General features: G+C 67.3%; 18 protein-coding genes. 11 read left to right on the top strand and 7 right to left on the bottom strand.

Annotated features, from left to right (window positions below):
* Positions 1 to 861: a D-amino-acid transaminase gene (locus tag AB7U46_RS01920; protein ID WP_428335235.1), complete on the top strand. Its 861-nt coding sequence runs from the start codon at positions 1 to 3 to the stop codon at positions 859 to 861.
* Positions 862 to 932: 71 nt separating this feature from the next.
* Here AB7U46_RS01920 and AB7U46_RS01915 read toward each other — a convergent pair whose 3' ends face one another.
* The 3 genes from AB7U46_RS01915 to AB7U46_RS01905 form a co-directional block, all read right to left on the bottom strand.
* Positions 933 to 1,469, bottom strand: a complete 537-nt coding sequence (locus AB7U46_RS01915) for a hypothetical protein (protein WP_428335234.1) — start codon at positions 1,467 to 1,469, stop codon at positions 933 to 935.
* Between the two features lie 271 nt (positions 1,470 to 1,740).
* Complete coding sequence (locus AB7U46_RS01910) at positions 1,741 to 3,666, bottom strand: calcium-binding protein (RefSeq protein ID WP_428335233.1); 1,926 nt, start codon at positions 3,664 to 3,666, stop codon at positions 1,741 to 1,743.
* Between the two features lie 130 nt (positions 3,667 to 3,796).
* Positions 3,797 to 4,540 (bottom strand): N-formylglutamate amidohydrolase, encoded by a 744-nt coding sequence (locus tag AB7U46_RS01905; RefSeq protein WP_428335232.1) that lies wholly within the window; start codon positions 4,538 to 4,540, stop codon positions 3,797 to 3,799.
* A 134-nt stretch (positions 4,541 to 4,674) separates the two neighbouring features.
* On the opposite strand from AB7U46_RS01905, the gene pyk reads away from it, so the two are divergent.
* The 8 genes from pyk to AB7U46_RS01865 all read left to right on the top strand — a co-directional run bounded on the left by pyk (position 4,675) and on the right by AB7U46_RS01865 (position 12,962).
* On the top strand, positions 4,675 to 6,120 hold the full coding sequence (gene pyk / locus AB7U46_RS01900) for a pyruvate kinase (protein WP_428335231.1): 1,446 nt from the start codon (positions 4,675 to 4,677) through the stop codon (positions 6,118 to 6,120).
* 36 nt (positions 6,121 to 6,156) lie between these two features.
* Positions 6,157 to 6,381 carry a hypothetical protein gene (locus AB7U46_RS01895; RefSeq protein ID WP_428335230.1) on the top strand — a complete coding sequence of 75 codons (225 nt, stop codon included), beginning with the start codon at positions 6,157 to 6,159 and terminating at the stop codon, positions 6,379 to 6,381.
* A 117-nt stretch (positions 6,382 to 6,498) separates the two neighbouring features.
* A complete protein-coding gene (gene rpmI / locus AB7U46_RS01890) occupies positions 6,499 to 6,699 on the top strand; it encodes a 50S ribosomal protein L35 (protein ID WP_428335229.1) in 201 nt (66 codons plus the stop codon).
* A 15-nt stretch (positions 6,700 to 6,714) separates the two neighbouring features.
* Positions 6,715 to 7,080, top strand: coding sequence for a 50S ribosomal protein L20 (rplT, locus tag AB7U46_RS01885; protein ID WP_428335228.1), 366 nt, complete (start codon positions 6,715 to 6,717; stop codon positions 7,078 to 7,080).
* A gap of 128 nt (positions 7,081 to 7,208) precedes the next feature.
* On the top strand, positions 7,209 to 8,291 hold the full coding sequence (gene pheS, locus AB7U46_RS01880) for a phenylalanine--tRNA ligase subunit alpha (protein WP_428335227.1): 1,083 nt from the start codon (positions 7,209 to 7,211) through the stop codon (positions 8,289 to 8,291).
* A complete protein-coding gene (locus tag AB7U46_RS01875; protein ID WP_428335226.1) occupies positions 8,288 to 8,875 on the top strand; it encodes a hypothetical protein in 588 nt (195 codons plus the stop codon). The genes pheS and AB7U46_RS01875 overlap by 4 nt, the downstream gene beginning before the upstream one ends.
* Positions 8,872 to 11,292, top strand: coding sequence for a phenylalanine--tRNA ligase subunit beta (gene pheT, locus AB7U46_RS01870; RefSeq protein WP_428335225.1), 2,421 nt, complete (start codon positions 8,872 to 8,874; stop codon positions 11,290 to 11,292). Before AB7U46_RS01875 ends, pheT begins: the two co-directional genes overlap by 4 nt.
* Positions 11,293 to 11,357: 65 nt before the next feature.
* Positions 11,358 to 12,962, top strand: a complete 1,605-nt coding sequence (locus AB7U46_RS01865; RefSeq protein WP_428335224.1) for a GMC family oxidoreductase — start codon at positions 11,358 to 11,360, stop codon at positions 12,960 to 12,962.
* Between the two features lie 2 nt (positions 12,963 to 12,964).
* Here AB7U46_RS01865 and AB7U46_RS01860 read toward each other — a convergent pair whose 3' ends face one another.
* The 3 genes from AB7U46_RS01860 to AB7U46_RS01850 all read right to left on the bottom strand — a co-directional run bounded on the left by AB7U46_RS01860 (position 12,965) and on the right by AB7U46_RS01850 (position 15,055).
* A complete protein-coding gene (locus AB7U46_RS01860; RefSeq protein WP_428335223.1) occupies positions 12,965 to 13,699 on the bottom strand; it encodes a rhomboid family intramembrane serine protease in 735 nt (244 codons plus the stop codon).
* A gap of 54 nt (positions 13,700 to 13,753) precedes the next feature.
* Positions 13,754 to 14,167 (bottom strand): META domain-containing protein, encoded by a 414-nt coding sequence (locus AB7U46_RS01855; protein ID WP_428335222.1) that lies wholly within the window; start codon positions 14,165 to 14,167, stop codon positions 13,754 to 13,756.
* A gap of 75 nt (positions 14,168 to 14,242) precedes the next feature.
* Positions 14,243 to 15,055 (bottom strand): MerR family transcriptional regulator, encoded by an 813-nt coding sequence (locus tag AB7U46_RS01850; RefSeq protein WP_428335221.1) that lies wholly within the window; start codon positions 15,053 to 15,055, stop codon positions 14,243 to 14,245.
* A 108-nt stretch (positions 15,056 to 15,163) separates the two neighbouring features.
* Here AB7U46_RS01850 and AB7U46_RS01845 point away from each other — a divergent pair, with 108 nt between their 5' ends.
* Both AB7U46_RS01845 and AB7U46_RS01840 read left to right on the top strand, forming a co-directional pair.
* The gene (locus tag AB7U46_RS01845; RefSeq protein ID WP_428335220.1) at positions 15,164 to 16,450 is read left to right on the top strand and encodes a 4-aminobutyrate--2-oxoglutarate transaminase; all 1,287 of its coding nucleotides are present in this window, start codon (positions 15,164 to 15,166) and stop codon (positions 16,448 to 16,450) included.
* Between the two features lie 3 nt (positions 16,451 to 16,453).
* Positions 16,454 to 16,921 (top strand): Lrp/AsnC family transcriptional regulator, encoded by a 468-nt coding sequence (locus AB7U46_RS01840; RefSeq protein ID WP_428335219.1) that lies wholly within the window; start codon positions 16,454 to 16,456, stop codon positions 16,919 to 16,921.
* A 71-nt stretch (positions 16,922 to 16,992) separates the two neighbouring features.
* On the opposite strand, the gene AB7U46_RS01835 is transcribed toward AB7U46_RS01840, so the two are convergent.
* Positions 16,993 to 18,780: an ABC transporter transmembrane domain-containing protein gene (locus AB7U46_RS01835; RefSeq protein WP_428335218.1), complete on the bottom strand. Its 1,788-nt coding sequence runs from the start codon at positions 18,778 to 18,780 to the stop codon at positions 16,993 to 16,995.
* Positions 18,781 to 18,841 lie beyond the last annotated feature (61 nt).

The following is an 18,841-nucleotide window of genomic DNA, read 5'->3' as shown; positions in this document are numbered from 1 at the left end:
ATGAGCCGCATCGTCTATCTGAATGGTGAATATATCCCCGAGGAGGAGGCCAAGGTCTCGATCTTCGACCGGGGCTTCGTGATGGGCGATGCCGTCTACGAGGTGACCTGCGTGCTCGACGGCAAGCTGACCGATTTCGAGGGCCACATGGCGCGGCTCGCGCGCTCGCTCAAGGAACTCGCGATCACCTGCGACATCAGCCGCGACGAATGGCTGGAGATCCACCGCAAGCTCGTCGCCGAAAACGGGCTCGAACTGGGCGGCGTCTATCTGCAGATCACCCGCGGCAATGCGGGTGACCGCGATTTCCACTACCCGCCGGCCGGCACCCCGCCGACCGTCGTGCTTTATACTCAGGAACAGCCCCACATGCTCGACGGCCCGAAGGTCGAAAAGGGCGTGAAGGTGATCTCGGTGCCGGACCTGCGCTGGCATCGCCGCGACATCAAGACGGTGCAGCTGCTCTGGGCCTCGATGTCGAAGATGGCCGCCGAGGCCGCGGGCAAGGACGACGCCTGGTTCGTCGAGGACGGTTTCGTCACCGAGGGTTCGTCGAACAACTGCTACATCGTGAAGGGCAACACGATCATCACCCGCCCGCTTTCGAACGACATCCTGCACGGGATCACCCGCGCCTCGCTGTTCCGGATGTGCGCAGAGCACCAGATCAAGATCGAGGAACGCGCCTTCACCATCGCCGAGGCGCAGGAAGCGGACGAGGCCTTCTACACCTCCGCCTCGGCTTTCGTGATGCCGATCGTCGAGGTCGACGGTGTGGCGCTTTCGGGCGGCAAGCCGGGTCCGGTGGCGAAGCGCCTGCGCGAGATCTACATCGACGAGGCGCGCAAGGCCGCGATCTGATCGCAGCCCGGTAAGACGAGAAAAGCCCCGGCCCAGCCCTGGCCGGGGCTTTTTCGTGCCTCCTCCGCCGTTCAGGCGGGGAGACTGCGGAAGCGGAAAATCTCGGGCGTGAGGCTCGTGGCCTTCGCCCGGGCGAGGATCAGCGCCGGGATCCCCTCGATCAGCACGCGCACGTCGCGCCCGGCCTGTTCGAAGCGGATGTCCTCGGCGCGGGGGGCGGGGCCCTCGAGTTCGAGCTCGATCACGTCGCCGGGGGCGAAACCGCCGATCCGCGGCAGCGGGTCTTCGGTGGTGCTTTCCCGGGCGGTTTCGGGCGTGGCGACCGGCGCGACCGGCGTCGGTGCCGGGGGTGCGGCCGCCGGTTCGGCCAGCATCGCGGCGATGCGCGCCATCACCGCATCGTCGCCCTCGGGGGTGGCAAGCGGTTCGGCCTGCGACTCCGCCGCGGCGGGGGCCTTCTGGCGCTGCACCACATCCTCGAAATGCGGCAGGTCCGCCACTTCCGCCGCCTTCGGGGCGGTTTTCGCGCGGGGGCCAAAGCTCGGGCCCAGCTCGGCCCAGAGCAGGAGCGCAACCGCGACCGTCAATGCGAGAAACAGGGCAAACATTTGATCATCCTCGTCTTTCGTCAAAGGATGAGGAAGGCCCACGATGCAATCAAGTCGTTTGCGGCGCGGAGGTGGCGGCATTGTTAACCGCCGCTTCACCAATATTTTGCCCTGCGCCGGATTGCCTCTGGCTGCAGGACCAGTCACCCGCAAGGGATGGCGCCTTGCCATTTTTCGCGCTGCGGCAAGCGGCAAGGTGCCGCAAGAGACAGCTCTGCCGCGCCCGACGATTCGAGCGCGGCGGCGGCAGGCCGGCCTGGCCAGGCGCGTCTCAATTCGTGGGGATCAGAACGATGTCGTCCAGGCTGACATCTGCGCTGCTGACGCCGCGCAGGAGCACGCGATCGACGCCGCCGACCTGAACCATGGTGCCGTCAGCGGTATCGGTCAGCGTGATCTCGGTCTCGGACTGGCCGGCGGGATAGATGCCGGAGGGCGGGAGCTCGAGCTGGATCATGTCCTCGCCGGGGGTGAAATCGGTGATCTCGAAAGTGTAAGGCGGCCAGGTCTCGAGGCTGGTTTCGCTGCCGCCGAATGCCCCTTCGAAGACATCCGCGCCGCTGCCGCCGGTCACGGTGGAGGTGATCTGCACCGACAGGTAGTCGTTGCCGTCGCCACCATCGAGGACGGCGTTGTAGCTGTCGTCGCTCGTCGAGATTTCATCGTCGCCTGCGCCACCAAGCACGGTGCACCCGTAGCCCCAGACCCCGATCGTATCGTTGCCGTCGCCGCCATCGGCGAGGCTCAGGTCGCTTGGGCCGTAGGTGTTGCCGAGGCTCAGATCGTCATCGCCGGCGCCGCCAACGAGGGTCTCGTCCGCACCCGAGGCGGACATCACGTCGTCGCCCTCGCCCCCGAGGAAGCTTTGCCCGAGGCCATAATAGCCGATGATCGTGTCGTCGCCGGCGCCGCCGTCGATCTGCGAGATGTCTTCGCCGGCCAGCAGCAAATCGTTGCCGCCGAGGCCGAGGATCTCGCCCGAAAGATCCCTCGCGTCGAGGCTGTCGTCGCCCTCCGAAAGAACGTAAGGGGCGGCGAGGTCGATCGACTGGTCCGTCTCGCTGTCGATGATCTGCACGTCAACGGAGAGCGCATCGAGCGACACCCCTTCGAGCAGAACGCTCTGCGTGCCGTTCACCCAGACCATGACCCCCGCATCCGTCTGTTCGAGATAGGAGGTCTCGGAATCGACATTCTCCGCGGTGATCGAGATCTGTTCGGGCAGGACCGAGGAAAGCCCGTCGTCGCCGGTGATGGTGTCGTTCTCGTAATCGGTGATCGTGGTGAGGGCGGTGCCGCTCTCGTCGATCGCGCCCTGCGTCAGGTCGATGGCAAAGCTGTCCGTGCCCGTGCCCCCGGTCAGCGTATCCCCGGCAAGACCAAAGAGCGCGTCGTTCCCTGCGCCGCCGTCGAGCAGGGCCGTGCCTTCGCCGATGCCGTCCCGTTCCACATGAACGAGCAGATCCGAACCGTCGCCCCCGGACAGTATCCCGGCGCCGTCGTCGAGTTCGAGCGTGTCCTGGCCCGCGCCGCCGTCGAGCGTGTCGTTGCCGCCGCCGCCCTGGATCTCGTCGTCGCCGTCGTCGCCCAGCACGAGGTCGTTGCCGTAGCCACCGTCAAGGACGTCGTCGCCGTCGCCGCCCGAGATCGTGTCGTCACCGATGTCGCCGAAGATCGTGTCGCTGCCCGCGTCGCCGTAGAGCGTGTCGCTGCCGCTGTATCCGTTGATGCTGTCGTCGCCGGTGCCGCCATATGCCAGGTCATCGCCCACTCCGGCGTGGAGGCTGTCGTTACCGGCATTGCCAAGGAGCGTGTCGTTCCCGCCGGCATCGTAAAACCTGTCGTCGCCGAAACCGCCGCTGAGCTGGTCGTCGCCGATGCCGCCCTGCAGCGTGTCATCGCCAAGACCGCCCAGAAGTGTGTCATCCCCTGCATGGCCGTCGAGGCTGTCGTCCCCCGCAAGCCCGGACAGATAATCGTTGCCATCTTCGCTGATCTGGTTGCCGTTCACGCCGAGGATCACGTCGTCGCCGGTGGTCCCGATCAGGGTATCGTCGCCGGCGGTGCCCGAGATCGTATCGCTGTCTTCGTTGGGGGTGTCGTCGTCGGACTTGCTGTCGCCGGATCCGTCGCCCCAATCAAGCAGCATCGCCGCGAAACCGAAGGGCAGAAGCCCCAGAAGCAATACCATATCCATCGCAACCCCCACACCAATGTTCCTATTGCTCTCGGGTTGGTGGGGGTTGTCAAGGTGCGTGGTAAAGGAACCGTGATCGCGGCGGCGAAGTGGAAACAGTTCGGCGCGGCTTGCCGGGATTGTTTCGTCTCTAAAGGGCGCTCTCCGCCAGCACTCGCCTCAGCACCGGGGCCAGACGGTCGGCCCAGGCGATCTGCCCATCCTCGGCGGCGATCAGGTCGTTGCGGACCTCGATCAGCACGTTCGGGCGATGCGGCGCCAGCGCGTGGCGGTCGATGCTGTCGCCGTCGAGATGGCCGTCATAGGGCTCGTTGTCGCCCACGATCAGCCCTTCGGCGGCGAGCGCGGCGATCAGCGGTTTCGCCAGCCGCCCGTCGCGGTGGGAATGCAGCACGCCGACCTGCCAGGGCCGCGGCGGGCGGCCGCGCAGGCAGGGGGTGAAGGAGTGGATCGCGCAGATCACCCGGTCGGGGCGGGCGGCGGCAAGCCGCTCCAGCGCGTCGTGATAGGGGCGATGCAGCCGGGCGAGGCGCTCCTCGGTGGCGGCGTCGGAGATGCCGCGGTTCGCCGGGATGATCGTGCCGTCGTAAAGCTGCATCACCAGCGTCGGGTCGTCCTCGCCGCGGTTCGGGTCGATCACCAGACGCGAGAAATCCGACCAGATCGCCGGCGCGTCGAGCCGTTCCGCCAGCCGCCGGCCAAGGCCGAGCGCGCCCACGTCCCAGGCGATGTGGCGCGCCATGTCCTCGGGCGCGATGCCGAGATCGCCGCCGCTCACCCAGTCGGGCACCCGGTTCGTCGCGTGATCCACGGTGACCAGCCAGCGCGCCCCGCGCGTTTCGCCTTCGGTGTGAAATGCCGCTTCCTGTGTCATGCTGCCTTCGCCTTGATCGTTCACCAAAGAATTACGCGACCGCGGCGGGGAGTGCCAGTTGCCCTGTGCCCCGAATTGGGCCATAGCTGAACGCGGCCCACGAAGTGAACGAAACCAACAGGATCCGAGGACGCATGAGACGGCTTCGCAACGTCAAGATCGTGGCCACGCTGGGCCCCGCCTCTTCCGACTACACCACCATCCGCGCGCTTTTCGAGGCGGGCGCCGACGTGTTCCGCCTGAACATGAGCCACGGCACCCATGAGGAGCAGCGCGCGCGCTTCGACATCATCCGCCAGATCGAGCGCGACACCGGCCGCCCGGTCGCCGTGCTCGCCGATCTGCAGGGGCCGAAGCTGCGCGTCGGCACCTTCTCCGCCGGCGCCGCCGATCTGGAGGAGGGCGACCGCTTCCGCTTCGACCTCGACCCGACCGAGGGCGACGGCCATCGCGTCTGCCTGCCGCATCCCGAGATCTTCGCAGCGCTCGTGCCGGGCACGCGGCTTCTGGTGAACGACGGCAAGATCCGGATGCGGGTCGATTCCTGCGGCCCCGATTTCGCCGATTGCGTCATCACCACCGGTGGCACGATCTCGAACCGCAAGGGCGTGAACGTGCCCGACGTGGTGCTGCCGCTCGCCGCGCTGTCCGACAAGGACCGCAAGGATCTCGAATTCGCCTGCGATCTCGGCGTCGACTGGCTCGCGCTGAGCTTCGTGCAGCGCCCCGAGGACGTGCTCGAGGCGAAGAAACTCGCCCGGGGCCGCGCCGCGGTGCTTTCGAAGATCGAGAAGCCCGCCGCGGAAAAGGCCTTCGAAGAGATCCTCGCGGTTTCCGACGGGATCATGGTGGCGCGCGGCGATCTGGGCGTCGAGCTGCCGGTGCAGGCGGTGCCGCCGATCCAGAAACGCCTCGTGCGCAAGTGCCGGGCGGCGGCGAAACCGGTGATCGTGGCGACGCAGATGCTCGAAAGCATGATCGAAAGCCCGATGCCGACGCGCGCCGAGGTGTCGGACGTCGCGACCGCGATCTACGAGGGCGCCGATGCAATCATGCTGAGCGCGGAATCCGCCGCCGGGCGCTACCCGATCGACGCGGTGCAGACGATGAGCGCGGTGGCCGAGTCGGTGGAGAACGATCCGACCTATCGCGAGATCATCGAAAGCTCGCGCTCGGTGCATCGTCAGACAGTCGCCGACGGCATCGTCGCCGCCGCGCGCGAGATCGCCGAGGCGACCGATATTTCCGCGATCTGCTGCTATACCCAGTCGGGCAAGACCGTCGCCCTCGTCGGCCGCGAACGCCCGCGGGTGCCGATCGTCGCGCTCTCGCCCGAGACGAAGACGCTGCGCAAGATCTGCCTCACCTGGGGCGTGCATGCGGTGCTTTGCGAGGAGGTCGAGCGCTTCAAGATGGCGGTGGTCAACGCGGCGCGCGCCGCGCGCGACTACGGTTTCGCCGACGAGAGCAATCAGATCGTGGTGATCGCGGGCGTGCCCTTCAACGTGCAGGGCACCACCAACATCCTGCGCGTGGCGCCTTGTGACGAGCGGTTGATCTTCCGCACCGACCCCGAGTAACCTTTCGGCATTGGTTGCAGGGTTTCGGGGGCGTCCATGCTGGACAGCGATCAGTTTTTGGTTCTTGGCATCATCGTCGCGGCCTTTGCGATCCCGGCGGTGATCTCGGCCTTCTCCGACAGCCGCCCCCCGCGCGCCGCGGCGCTTGCGGTGCTGGTGGGCGGCGGGCTGATCCTGCTCGCCTTTCTGTCGCGGCCCGGCGGCTACACCCCCGCCGAGATCCCCGAGGCCTTCGCGCGCGTGCTCGCGCGGATGCGCTGAGGCGATTTTCCCTTGCCAATCCCGGCGCGGCGCTTTATTGAGCGCCACCTACCCCGTACGGCCGGCCAAAGCGGCATGCCGAGTCGTGCGTTCACTACTCGCCAAGAGGAGATGAAAATGCCCAAGATGAAGACCAAATCCGCTGCCAAGAAGCGGTTCAAGTTCACCGCGACCGGCAAGGTCAAGGTCGGTGCCGCCGGCAAGCGCCACGGCATGATCAAGCGTACGACGAAGTTCATCCGCGACACCGCGGGCACGATGGTCCTGGCCGATTGCGATGCCAAGATCGTCAAGAAATACATGCCCTATAACCGCTGATCGGAGGCCTGAACTATGTCCCGCGTCAAATCCGGCAAGGTCACTCACGCCTCGCACAAGAAGGTTCTGAAGAAGGCGAAAGGCTACTACGCCGCCCGTTCGCGTAACTTCCGCACCGCCACCCAGGCCGTCGACAAGGCCAACCAGTATGCCACCCGCGACCGGCAGCAGCGCAAGCGTAACTTCCGCGCGCTGTGGATCCAGCGCATCAACGCCGCCGTGCGCGCGTATGATCTGGAAATGACCTATTCGCGCTTCATCAACGGCCTCGCGCTCGCCGGCATCGAAGTGGACCGCAAGGTTCTCGCCGATCTCGCGATCCACGAGCCGGAAGCCTTTGGCGCCATCGTCGAACAGGCGAAGGCTGCCGCGGCTGCGTAATCTCCCGTAAGGGATTGCACTACAGACCCCCGCGTCGGCATTCGCCGAGGCGGGGGTTTTCGTTTCACGCGCTTGAAATCGGGCCGGGGCAAGGCTAGCACAGCCCGGACCACGCGAAGGAGATCAGGATGGACGCGCTCGAGCCGCTCAAGGCCAAATATCTCGACGGCATCTCCGGGGCCGGCGACGAAGCCGCGCTCGAGGAGCTGCGCCTCGCCGCGCTCGGCAAGAAGGGCGAGATCAGCCTGCGCATGCGCGAACTGGGCAAGATGTCGCCCGAGGAGCGCCAGACCACCGGTGCCGCGCTGAACCGTCTCAAGGACGAGATCGACGCCGCGCTGCGCGCGAAGAAAGAGGCGCTGGCCGATGCGGCGCTCGACGCGCGGCTGCGCAACGAATGGCTCGACGTCACGCTGCCCGGCCGGCCGCGCCCCGCGGGCACGATCCACCCGGTTTCTCAGGTGATGGACGAGGTCACCGCGATCTTCGCCGACATGGGCTTTGCCGTCGCCGAGGGGCCGCAGATCGAGGACGACTGGCACAATTTCGACGCGCTCAACATCGCGCCCGAACACCCCGCGCGGCAGGAGCACGACACGTTCTTCATGGCGCGCGACGCCGCCGATCCGCGCCCGCCGCATGTGCTGCGCACCCATACCTCGCCGGTGCAGATCCGCGCGATGCTGGCGCAGGGCGCGCCCATTCGCGTCATCGCCCCGGGCCGCGTCTATCGCATGGACATGGACCAGACCCACGCGCCGATGTTCCATCAGGTCGAGGGCATGGCGATCGGCAAAGACATCTCGATGGCGAACCTGAAATGGGTGCTCGAGGAGTTCTGCAAGGCCTTCTTCGAGGTGCCGAATGTCGAGCTGCGTTTCCGCGCCTCGCATTTCCCCTTCACCGAACCCTCGGCCGAGGTCGATATCCGCTGTTCCTGGGAAGGCGGTCAGCTCAAGATCGGCGAGGGCAATTCGTGGCTCGAGATCCTCGGCTCCGGCATGATGCACCCGAAGGTGCTGGCTGCGGGCGGGATCGACCCGGCCGAGTGGCAGGGCTTTGCGTTTGGGATGGGGATCGACCGGATCGCGATGCTGAAATACGGCATCCCCGACCTGCGCGCCTTCTTCGAGAGCGACCTGCGCTGGCTGAAGCACTACGGTTTTGCCGCGCTCGACCTGCCGACGGTGTTCGGGGGGTTGAGTAAGTGAGTGAGACGATCACGGCATGTGAAAACGTGTGCCGCGATTTTTCGTGGCTGGGGCGCATTGACCCCAGAGTCGTTCAAGGAATACTTACCCTTCTTGCAGCTTTGGTTGCGTCGGCGACTGCAATCTACATCGCCAAGTGGGTATACCCTCAACAGAAAAACATCGATCGTAGTAACGAGGTGTTTAACGAAAGACGCGAAGCGTACCGCAAATTTTTGACGGCGATGAACTCCTTGTATACCGCGGTACTAGATAAGGACAAAGCGGGTGCATTGACGAGGATGCTAGATCTGCATGCCGTAGCTAGCGACATGGCATGTTTTGCTTCGCCGGGGGTTGCGGTTTTTGCTCGGGATTATCTGGACAAGGTTCAGAAATTTCGAAGCATTGCGTTTGCGTTGACACCTGAAGGCAAACTTAAGTTACCAAGAGAATGGAGCAAGGCGAAGGCAGAGGCGGAGCAAGCTCGCGTAAAAGTCATTGCCGCTATTCGAATGGATCTTTTTGAAGGTTCGGCCATAGAGACGCAGAGTGTGGTCGCTGCCTTCTTCCCTAAATCCTATAAAGGTGAGGACTCCAAATGAAATTCACCCTCTCCTGGCTGAAAGACCATCTCGAGACCTCGGCCTCGGTGGACGAGATCGCCGATGCGCTCACCGACCTCGGGCTCGAGGTCGAGGAGGTCGTGAACCCGGCCGCCAGGCTCGCCCCCTTCACCATCGCCAAGGTGCTCTCCGCCGCGAAGATGGAGAACTCCGATCACCTGCAGGTCTGCAACGTGCTCACCGACGAGGGCGAAAAGCAGATCGTCTGCGGCGCGCCGAATGCGCGCGCGGGGATCACCGTGGTGCTGGCGAAGCCCGGCGACTATGTGCCCGGGATCGACGTGACGCTCGGCATCGGCAAGATCCGCGGCGTCGAAAGCCACGGCATGATGTGTTCGGAGCGCGAGCTGCAGCTTTCGGACGAGCATAACGGCATCATCGAGCTGCCCGAGGACAGCCTGAATTCCGAGGTCGGCTGCACCTTCCTCGACTGGCTGGCGGAAAACCGGCCCGAGTCGGTCGATCCGGTGATCGAGATCAAGATCACCCCGAACCGCCCCGATGCGCTGGGCATCCGCGGCGTCGCGCGCGACCTCGCGGCGCGGGGGCTTGGCGTGCTCAAGCCGCTGGAGATCGAGGCGGTGCCGGGGGGCTTCCCCTGCCCGGTGGCGGTGGAGATCGACGCGGCGCTGAAGGAAAAGGGCTGTCCGCTTTTCGCCGGGCGCCTGATCCGCGGCGTGAAAAACGGGCCCTCGCCCGCCTGGCTGCAGGCGCGGCTGATCGCGATCGGGCTGCGGCCGATCTCGGCGCTCGTCGATATCACCAACTTCTTCACCTATGACCTGAACCGCCCGCTGCACGTTTTCGATGCCGCGAAGGTGCAGGGCAAGGTGCGGATCATCCCGGCCCAGGGCGGCGAAGAACTGCTCGCGCTCGACGGCAAGACCTACAGCCTGCGCCCCGGCCAGATGGTGATCGTCGACGATAAGGGGCCGGAAAGCCTCGCCGGCATCATGGGCGGGGAGCTTTCGGGCTGCGACGAGGGGACGGTGGATGTCTTCCTCGAGAGCGCCTATTGGGATCCGATCACCATCGCCGCGACCGGCCGCGCGCTGAAGATCACCTCGGATGCGCGCTATCGCTTCGAGCGCGGCGTGGATCCGGAATTCACCCTGCCGGGGTTGGAACTGGCGACGCAGATGGTGCTCGACCTCTGCGGCGGCGAGGCCTCGGAAGTGGTGATGGACGGCGCCGTCCCCGACACCGCGCGCGCCTATCGGCTCGATCCCGCGCGGGTCATCAGCCTGGTCGGCATGGAGATCCCGGAGGAGGTGCAGCGCAAGACGCTCACCGATCTCGGTTTCCGGCTCGAGGGCGACATGGCCTGGGTGCCGAGCTGGCGCCCCGACGTGCTGGGCGAGGCCGATCTCGTCGAGGAAGTGGCGCGCATCGCCTCGCTCACGAAGCTTGCGGGCAAGCCGTTGCCGCGCGAGGTCTCGGGCGTGCCGGGGGCGATCCTGACGCCCGCGCAGGTGCGCGAGAAGACCGCGCGGCGCACGATCGCGGCGCTCGGCTACAACGAATGCGTCACCTACAGCTTCATCGACGCGAAGGCGGCGGCGCTGTTCGGCGGCGGTTCGGAAGCGACGCGGATCGAGAACCCGATCTCCTCGGAAATGACCCATATGCGCCCCGACCTGCTGCCCGGTCTTCTGGCGGCTGCGGCGCGCAATCAGGCGCGCGGCTTTGCCGATCTCGCGCTTTTCGAGGTGGGCCCTGTCTTCACCGGCGGCGAGCCGGGCGATCAGGTGATCGTGGCGACCGGGCTTCTGGTCGGGGCCGCTGCGCCGCGCGATCCCTGGGGCTCGCGCCGTCCGGTCGACGCCTATGACGCGAAGGCCGATCTCGAGGCGGCGCTGAGTGCGATCGGCGCCCCCGCGCGCATGCAGATCAACCGCAAGCTCGACGGCTGGTGGCATCCGGGGCGGTCGGGCAATATCGCGCTTGGTCCGAATGTGCTGGGCACTTTCGGCGAGGTGCACCCGAAGGTGCTGCGCGAGATGGGCGTGAAGGGGCCGGCGGTCGCCTTCACCCTGCGCCTCGCCAATGTGCCCTTCCCGAAGGCGAAGGTGCCGACGCGCCCGGCGCTGGTGCTCTCCGATCTGCACGGGGTCGAGCGCGACTTCGCCTTCGTCGTCGACAAGGGCGTCGAGGCGATCACCGCGGTCAATGCCGCGATGGGCGCCGACAAGGCGCTGATCGAGGCGGTCTCGGTCTTCGACCAGTTCACCGGTGCGAAGGCCGAGGAGCAGATGGGCGCAGGCAAGAAGTCGATCGCGCTTTCGGTGCGGTTGCAGCCGCGCGACAAGACGCTGACCGATGCCGAGATCGAGGCGGTTTCCGCGAAGATCGTCGAGAAGGTGACGAAGGCCACCGGCGGCGCCCTGCGCAAGTAACGACACGTCACGCTTTGCGGCGGCGAATTTGCGATTAGGCTCCTTCCCCACGGGGGAGGAGCCTCATGATTTTCGACTATGTCATTCTGGGCGGCGGTTCGGCCGGCGCCACTCTGGCCGCGCGGCTGAGCGAGGACGCGGGCGTCACCGTCTGCCTCGTCGAGGCGGGGCGGGAGGCGCGCGACATCTTCGTGCGCGCGCCGGCGCTGGTCGCGGCGATGGTGCCGGGGCGGCCGCCGATCCACAACTGGGCGCTGAAGACCGTGCCGCAGCCGGGGCTGAACGGGCGGCGCGGGTTCCAGCCGCGGGGCAGGGGGCTTGGCGGCTCCTCTGCGATCAATGCGATGCTTTACGTCCGCGGGCGGCCCTCGGATTACGACGGCTGGGCCGCGGCGGGGGCGGAGGGCTGGGACTGGGCCTCCTGTCTGCCGTATTTCCTGCGCTCCGAGCGCAACATGCGCGGCGCCTCCGCGCTGCATGGCGATGCCGGGCCGTTGCAGGTGGGCGATCAGCGCCGCCCGCGCGCGATCACCCGCGCCTTCGTCGAGGCCTGCGCGGCGGTCGGCTGCGCGGCGAACGACGATTTCAACGGGGCCGAGCAGGAGGGCGCGGGGCTTTATCAGGTCACGCAATTCTGGGACGGGCCGCGCAAGGGCGAGCGCTGTTCCGCGGCGGCGGCCTATCTGCACCCGGTGATGGGGCGCGGCAACCTCGTGGTGATGACGCGGGCGCGGGCGGAGAAGATCCTGATCGAGCATGGCCGGGCGGTGGGCGCGCTGGTGCGTCGCGGCGGGCAGAGCCTGCGGCTCGAGGCGCGGCATGAGGTGATCCTGTGCGCGGGGGCCTTCGGGTCGCCGCAGCTTCTGATGCTGTCGGGCATCGGGCCCGCGGCGCATCTGCGCGATCACGGCATCACGCCGGTGATCGACCTGTCCGGGGTGGGCGAGAACCTGCATGACCACCTCGATTACATCGTCTCCTACACCTCGCCGCGGCCCGATGTGGTCGGGCTGAACCCCGCGGGGATCTGGCGGATGGCGCGGGCGGCGGGGTTCTGGCGGCGCCATGGTGAGGGGCTTTTCGCCTCACCGATGGCGGAGGGGGCGGCCTTCCTGCGCTCCGGACCGGGGCTGGCCGAGCCTGACCTGCAGCTGCATTTCGTCGTCGGCATCGTCGATCAGCACATGCGCAAACCGCATCTCGCCGATGGCTGGTCGGCGCATGTCTGCGTGCTGCGGCCGTTCTCGCGCGGCACGCTGCGGCTGGCCTCGGCCGACCCGTTCGCCGCGCCGCTGATCGACCCGGCCTTCCTCGCCGATCCGCGCGATGCGGCGCTGCTGCTCAGGGGCGCGCGGCTGCTGGACACCATCGCCGGGGCTGAGCCGCTCGCGCCGTGGCGGGGGCGACGGCTTTACCCGCATGACGGCACCGACGCCGGGCTGATGGCCGATATCCGCGCGCGCGCCGACACGATCTATCACCCGGTGGGCACCTGCCGGATGGGGCGCGACGCGATGGCGGTGACCGATCCGAAGCTGCGCGTGCGGGGGCTGCGGGGGCTGCGCGTCGTCGATGCCTCGGTGATGCCGGCGCTGATCGGCGGCAATACCAACGCGCCGGTGATCATGATCGCCGAGCGCGCGGCGGAATTCATCCGCGCGGCGCGCTGAGCTCAGCGCCTCCGTCTGGGGACCACGGGGATCGTGGTGCGGACATAGTCGATCGAGGGATGCGGCGGCAGGCCGCGGGTGCGGCCCCAGAAGCCGGGGCCGCCGAGGCGCAGGAAATGCGGCGTCATCATCAGAAGCCCCGCGACGAAACCGCCGATATGCGCCCAATAGGCGACGCCGCCGCTGCCCAGGTCGGCGCCGACGCCGTTCACCAGTTGCAGCCCGAACCACAGGCCAAGCACGATCCAGGCGGGGATCGTGAAGATCTTGAAGAAGACGATGAAGATCACGAGGATATCGACGCGGGCGCGCGGGAAGAGCAGCAGATAGCCCCCCATCACCGCCGCGATCGCGCCCGAGGCGCCGACCATCGGGATCTCGCTGCCCGGATCGGCGGCGATCTGCACGAAGGCGGCGGCGAGTCCGCCCGCGAGGTAGAAAAGCAGAAAGCCGATGTGACCGAGCTGATCCTCGAGATTGTCGCCAAAGACCCAGAGGAAGAGCATGTTGCCCGCGACATGCATCAGGTTCGCATGCAGGAACATGTGGGTGATGAGACCGATCAGGTCGCGCCCGTGGCTGACCTCGCCCGCGTAAAGCGCGCCCGAGGTCCAGAGACCGGCCATCTGCCCGCCCCAATCCGCCGTCAGCAGATAGATGAAGAGATTGAGCGCGATGATGCCCCGGGTGACCCAGGGCGTCGAGAGCGAGGGGTTGTGGTCGCGGATCGGGAACATGGCGCGAGATTTTCCGATCCGCGCCGCCCCGTCAAGCGCGGCCGGATGCGCCGGTCACTTCGTGGCGCGGATCAGCACCTTGCCCGCGGCATCGGTGATCTCGAGCGCATCGCCCGTGGCGCTCGCCTGTTTTGCGCGGGTCAGCGCGGCGTGGAAATTGCGCTCGGTCTGCATCTGCGCCTCGGGGCACATCATCCGCGTGCCGGCCAGCTCGCCCAGATGCAGCGCGCCGTCGACGACGTTGATCCGCCCGTTGTAGCGGTTGCAGCCGCCCGAACCGCCGAGCAGCCCCTCCTCGCGGATTTCCATCGTCACCGAGGTGTCCGTGGGCACCGGCTGGCCGGCGATCTCGGTCACATGCCATTCGACGTTGCGCCCGAAGGCGGCGAGCGGATCGCCCGCGACGGCGTCCTGCTTGCAGGCGGTGAGGGCGAGGCAGGCAAGGGCGGAGATCATCAGAAGGCGCATCGGGGATCCTCTCATCTTCTGGCGTGACCATGGCCCCGCGCGGCGCGGACCCGCAAGCCCCCTCACGGAACCGTGTCAGAAGGTCGGCGGCGTGTTCACCCAGATCACCACCGTGCGCCCGTCGGCGGCATTGGCCCAGGCATGGGGGCGGCGGCTTTCGAAATAGATCGAATCACCCGGGCCGAGCTCGTGCACCTCGTCGCCGTCGAGGGTGATGCGGAAGCGCCCCTCGATCACGGTGATGAACTCCTCCCCCTCGTGGTCGTAGCCGCCCTGCGAGGCGGCGCCGGGGGCGAGGACGAAGCGGTGACAGTCCATCTGCCGCCGGCCCTCGGCGAGCACCTCGACGCGCACCCCCTCCACCGGCATCGGCCAGATCCGCGCCTGTCCCGCGCGCACCACGGCGCCGCCGGGCGCGTCCTGCCCCGACAGTTCGGAGACGGTGGTGCCGTAATATTGCGCGAGATCGGCGAGGATCTTGAAGCTGACGCCGGCGCCGGTGCGCTCGAGCGTGGAGAGCGCGGAGGGCGAAATCCCCAGTCTTTGCGCCACTTCGTCGAGCTTTTCGCCGCGGGCAAGCCGGCGCGCGCGCAGCGCTGAGGCGAGGGTCTCGTTCGCGATCGCGATATCCTCGGGATCGCCGCCCTCGGCCTCGAGCGTGGCGCGGATCGCGGCGGGGTTCAGCCCGGCCTCGCGACGCAGGAAGGCGATGCGCTGCAGCCGCGCGACATCGGCCGTGGAATAGAGCCGCTGCCCCGAGGCGCGGCGCTGCGGCGCGACCAGACCCTGCGTCTCCCACAGCCGCAGCGTCGAGGAGGCGACACCTGCGGCCCGCGCGGCTTCGGTCACGCGGAACATCGGTTCGTCGGGGGAGGTGGGCTCGTCCATATGCCTCATATAGCAGCGTTTGAAAATTTCTTCCATTTTTTCTGTAAGAAATTTCTTGCAGAAAAAATGCAAAGTGAGATTGTGGGTCATCCCGAATCGGAGTTTCCCATGACCGTGCAGACCAATCCCGAACTCACCAGCCGCAAGAATGCCGCGATCGCCAAGGGCGTCGGCATGTCGACGCAGATCTATGCCGCCAAGGCGGAAAACGCCGAGATCTGGGATCAGAACGGCAAGCGCTTCATCGACTTCGCCGCCGGCATCGCCGTGGTGAACACCGGCCACCGCCACCCGAAGGTGATCGAGGCGGTGAAGAAGCAGCTCGACTGCTTCACCCACACCTGCCACCAGGTCGTGCCCTACGAGAACTATGTCGTTCTCGCCGAGCGCCTGAACGCCAAGGTTCCGGGCGACTTCGAGAAGAAGACGATCTTCACCACCACCGGCGCCGAAGCCGTCGAGAACGCGGTCAAGATCGCGCGTCACTACACCGGCCGCTCGGGCGTGATCGCCTTTGCCGGCGGCTTCCACGGCCGTACCTTCATGACGATGACGCTCACCGGCAAGACCGCGCCCTACAAGGTCGGCTTCGGTCCGATGATGAACGACGTCTGGCACCTGCCCTACCCGAACGAACTCCACGGCATCTCGATGGAAGACTCGCTCGAGGCGCTGACCCGTCTGTTCAAATCCGACGCCGATCCGAGCCGCATCGCCGCGATCATCCTCGAGCCGGTGCAGGGCGAGGGCGGTTTCGTTCCGGCGCCCGAAGGCTTCATGAAGAAGATCCGCGAGATCTGTGACGAGAACGGCATCATGATGATCGCCGATGAGGTGCAGACCGGCTTCGCCCGTACCGGCAAGCTCTTCGCGATGGAGCATCACGGCGTCGCCGCCGACATCACCACCATGGCCAAGGGTCTTGGAGGCGGTCTGCCGATCTCGGCGGTGACCGGCCGCGCCGAGGTGATGGACCACGCCCAGCCGGGCGGCCTTGGCGGCACCTATGCCGGCAACCCGCTCTCCGTCGCGGCGGCGAATGCGGTGCTCGACGTGATCGAGGAGGAAGACCTCTGCGCCCGTGCCGAACGCCTTGGTGGCCGGCTCAAGCAGCGCCTCGCCGCCGTCGCCGACAAGGTGCCGGAGATCGTCGAGATCCGCGGCCCGGGCTTCATGAACGCGGTCGAGTTCAACGTCGCCGGCACCAAGACGCCGAACCCCGACTTCGTGAAGAAGGTCGTGGAAGAGGCGCTGGAGCGCGGGCTGATCCTGATCACCTGCGGCGTCTACGGCAACGTGATCCGCTTCCTCGCGCCGCTGACGATCCAGGACGCGGTCTTCGACGAGGCGCTCGACATCATCGAGGCCTCGATCCTCGCCGCGAAGAAGGGCTGAGCCATGTGGGGCGAGGCCACGACCCGGGCCGAAAGGCTCGACGAGACCGATCAGCGCCTGATCGCGGCCCTGCGCCGCGACGGGCGGGCGGCGGTGTCGGACCTCGCCGCACATCTCAGCCTGTCGCGCGCCACCGTGCGCGCGCGCATCGAACGGCTGGTGTCGCGGGGGGAGATCTCCGGCTTCACCGTGCTGACCCGGGCCGATGTTTCCAGCGCGCCGGTGCGCGGGATGATGATGCTCACCATCGAGGGGCGGGCGACCGATCGCGTCGTCAGCCGGATGCTCGGCCTGCCCTCGGTGCAGGCGGTGCATACCACGAACGGGCAATGGGATCTGATCGCGGAGCTTGGCGCGCGCTCGCTCACCGAGCTCGACGAGACGATCCTGCACATCCGCCGCATCGAGGGGGTGCAGCGCACCGAAACCAACCTGCAGCTCTCGACCCGGCGCCCCTCGGCGCGGCTCTGACCCGAGACCACAGGACGAAATGAAAAGGGCCGGGGAAACCCGGCCCTTTGCTTTGTGCGGGGGGAGGGCGCTCAGCCCGTCATCCCGTCGGTGAACTGCAGCTTCGCCAGCTCGGCATAAAGCCCACCCTGCGCCACCAGTTCCTCATGCGTGCCCTGCGCCACGATCCGGCCGTCGTCGAAGACGACGATGCGGTCGGCCTTCTTCACCGTGGCGAGCCGGTGCGCGACGACCACCGTCGTGCGCCCGACCGAGAGCCGGTCGACCGCCGCCTGCACCTCGCGTTCGGAGGCGGCGTCGAGCGCCGAGGTCGCCTCGTCGAGGAGCAGGATCGGCGCGTCGCGCAGGATCGCGCGGGCGATGGCGATGCGCTGCTTCTGCCCGCCCGAAAGCATCACGCCGCGTTCGCCGACATAGGTGTCGAACCCGTCGGGCAGCGCCGAGAGGAAGTCGAAGGCATGGGCGGCGCGCGCGGCCTCCTCGACCTCGGCATCGCTGGCCTCGGGACGGCCGAAGCGGATATTCTCGCGCGCGGTGGCGGCGAAGATCACCGGATCCTGCGGCACGAGCGCGATCGCATGGCGGAAATCGGCGCGCGCAAGCTCGCGCAGGTCATAGCCGTCGATCGTGACGCGGCCCGTCTCCGGATCCCAGAAGCGCTGGATCAGCTGGATCACCGTGGTCTTGCCCGCGCCCGAGGGGCCGACGAGGGCCACGGTCTCGCCCGGGGCGATCGAAAGATCGACCCCCTCGAGCGCCGAGGTCTCGGGCCGGGAGGGATAGTGGAAGGTGACGTTCTCGAGCGCGATCGCGCCCTTCGCGGGCATCGGCAGCGGCACGGGGTGTTCGGGGTCGATCACCGTGTCGGAGGTGCCGAGCAGCTCGACGAGGCGCTCGGTCGCGCCGGCGGCGCGTTGCAGCTCGCCCCAGATCTCGGAGAGCGCGCCGACGGAGCCCGCCACCATCACCGCATAGATCACGAACTGCACCAGCTCGCCCACGGTCATGTCGCCCTGCCGCACGTCGCGCGCCCCGATCCAGAGCACGCCGACGACGCCGGCGAAGACGAGGAAGATCACGATCGCGGTCATGATCGCGCGGGTGGTGATGCGCTTTTGCGCAGAGTCGAAGCTTTTCTCGGTCACGTCGCCAAAGGCGGCGCGGGTGCGGCCCTCATGGGTGAAGGCCTGCACCGTCTGCACCGAGAGCAGCGCCTCGGAGGCGGAGCCGGAGGAGGAGGCGATCCAGTCCTGGTTCTCGCGCGAGAGCACGCGCAGCCGCCGCCCCATCACGATGATCGGCACCACGACGACCGGCACGATCAGCAGCACGAGGCCGGTGAGCTTGGCCGAGGTGAAGAGCAGCGCGATCATCCCGCCGATCAGGATCAGGAAATTGCGCAGCGCCACCGAGACCGAGGAGCCGATCACCGAGAGGATCAGCGTGGTGTCGGTGGTGATGCGCGAGATGATCTCGCCGGTGAGGATCTTCTCGAAGAAGGCGGGCGACATCGAGATCACCCGGTCGAAGACCGCCTTGCGGATATCGGCGACGACGCGCTCGCCGAAGCGGGTGACGAGCCAGTAGCGCGCCCCGGTGCCCAGTGCGAGCAGGAGCGCGATGAAGAGGGCGGCGCCGAAATACTGGTCGAGCAGCGCCGCGCCCTTCTGGAAGCCGTCGACGACGCGCCGTACCGCAAGCGGCAGGATCAGCGAGATCGAGGCGGTGAGCGTCAGCGCGGCGAGGGCGGCGGCGGCCATGCCCTTGTAGGGCGTGACGAAGGGCGCGAGGCCCCTGAGCGCGCCGATGCGCTTCGTGGTGGGCCGATCCTCGATCGGGGCTTGCGGTCTGCGTGCCATGGGCTCCTCTCCCTTCGTTTGGCTCCGTTTAGGCACTCCGGGGGCGGCGAGGCAAGCGCGG

It is taken from the genome of Paenirhodobacter sp. (assembly GCF_050177655.1).
Classification (GTDB): Bacteria; Pseudomonadota; Alphaproteobacteria; order Rhodobacterales; family Rhodobacteraceae; genus Rhodobacter.
This window is presented reverse-complemented; position numbering and strand designations above follow the sequence as displayed.

Bases quoted from the DNA above. Each gene is read 5' to 3' on its own strand.
- AB7U46_RS01895 (WP_428335230.1), top strand. From the start codon at position 6,157: ATGCTGGACAGCGATCAGTTTTTGGTTCTTGGCATCATCGTCGCGGCC.
- AB7U46_RS01835 (WP_428335218.1), bottom strand. From the start codon at position 18,780: ATGGCACGCAGACCGCAAGCCCCGATCGAGGATCGGCCCACCACGAAG.
- rplT (WP_428335228.1), top strand. From the start codon at position 6,715: ATGTCCCGCGTCAAATCCGGCAAGGTCACTCACGCCTCGCACAAGAAG.
- pheT (WP_428335225.1), top strand. From the start codon at position 8,872: ATGAAATTCACCCTCTCCTGGCTGAAAGACCATCTCGAGACCTCGGCC.
- AB7U46_RS01920 (WP_428335235.1), top strand. From the start codon at position 1: ATGAGCCGCATCGTCTATCTGAATGGTGAATATATCCCCGAGGAGGAG.
- AB7U46_RS01850 (WP_428335221.1), bottom strand. From the start codon at position 15,055: ATGGACGAGCCCACCTCCCCCGACGAACCGATGTTCCGCGTGACCGAA.
- AB7U46_RS01860 (WP_428335223.1), bottom strand. From the start codon at position 13,699: ATGTTCCCGATCCGCGACCACAACCCCTCGCTCTCGACGCCCTGGGTC.
- AB7U46_RS01905 (WP_428335232.1), bottom strand. From the start codon at position 4,540: ATGACACAGGAAGCGGCATTTCACACCGAAGGCGAAACGCGCGGGGCG.
- pheS (WP_428335227.1), top strand. From the start codon at position 7,209: ATGGACGCGCTCGAGCCGCTCAAGGCCAAATATCTCGACGGCATCTCC.
- AB7U46_RS01845 (WP_428335220.1), top strand. From the start codon at position 15,164: ATGACCGTGCAGACCAATCCCGAACTCACCAGCCGCAAGAATGCCGCG.
- AB7U46_RS01840 (WP_428335219.1), top strand. From the start codon at position 16,454: ATGTGGGGCGAGGCCACGACCCGGGCCGAAAGGCTCGACGAGACCGAT.
- AB7U46_RS01855 (WP_428335222.1), bottom strand. From the start codon at position 14,167: ATGCGCCTTCTGATGATCTCCGCCCTTGCCTGCCTCGCCCTCACCGCC.
- pyk (WP_428335231.1), top strand. From the start codon at position 4,675: ATGAGACGGCTTCGCAACGTCAAGATCGTGGCCACGCTGGGCCCCGCC.
- AB7U46_RS01915 (WP_428335234.1), bottom strand. From the start codon at position 1,469: ATGTTTGCCCTGTTTCTCGCATTGACGGTCGCGGTTGCGCTCCTGCTC.
- AB7U46_RS01865 (WP_428335224.1), top strand. From the start codon at position 11,358: ATGATTTTCGACTATGTCATTCTGGGCGGCGGTTCGGCCGGCGCCACT.
- rpmI (WP_428335229.1), top strand. From the start codon at position 6,499: ATGCCCAAGATGAAGACCAAATCCGCTGCCAAGAAGCGGTTCAAGTTC.
- AB7U46_RS01910 (WP_428335233.1), bottom strand. From the start codon at position 3,666: ATGGATATGGTATTGCTTCTGGGGCTTCTGCCCTTCGGTTTCGCGGCG.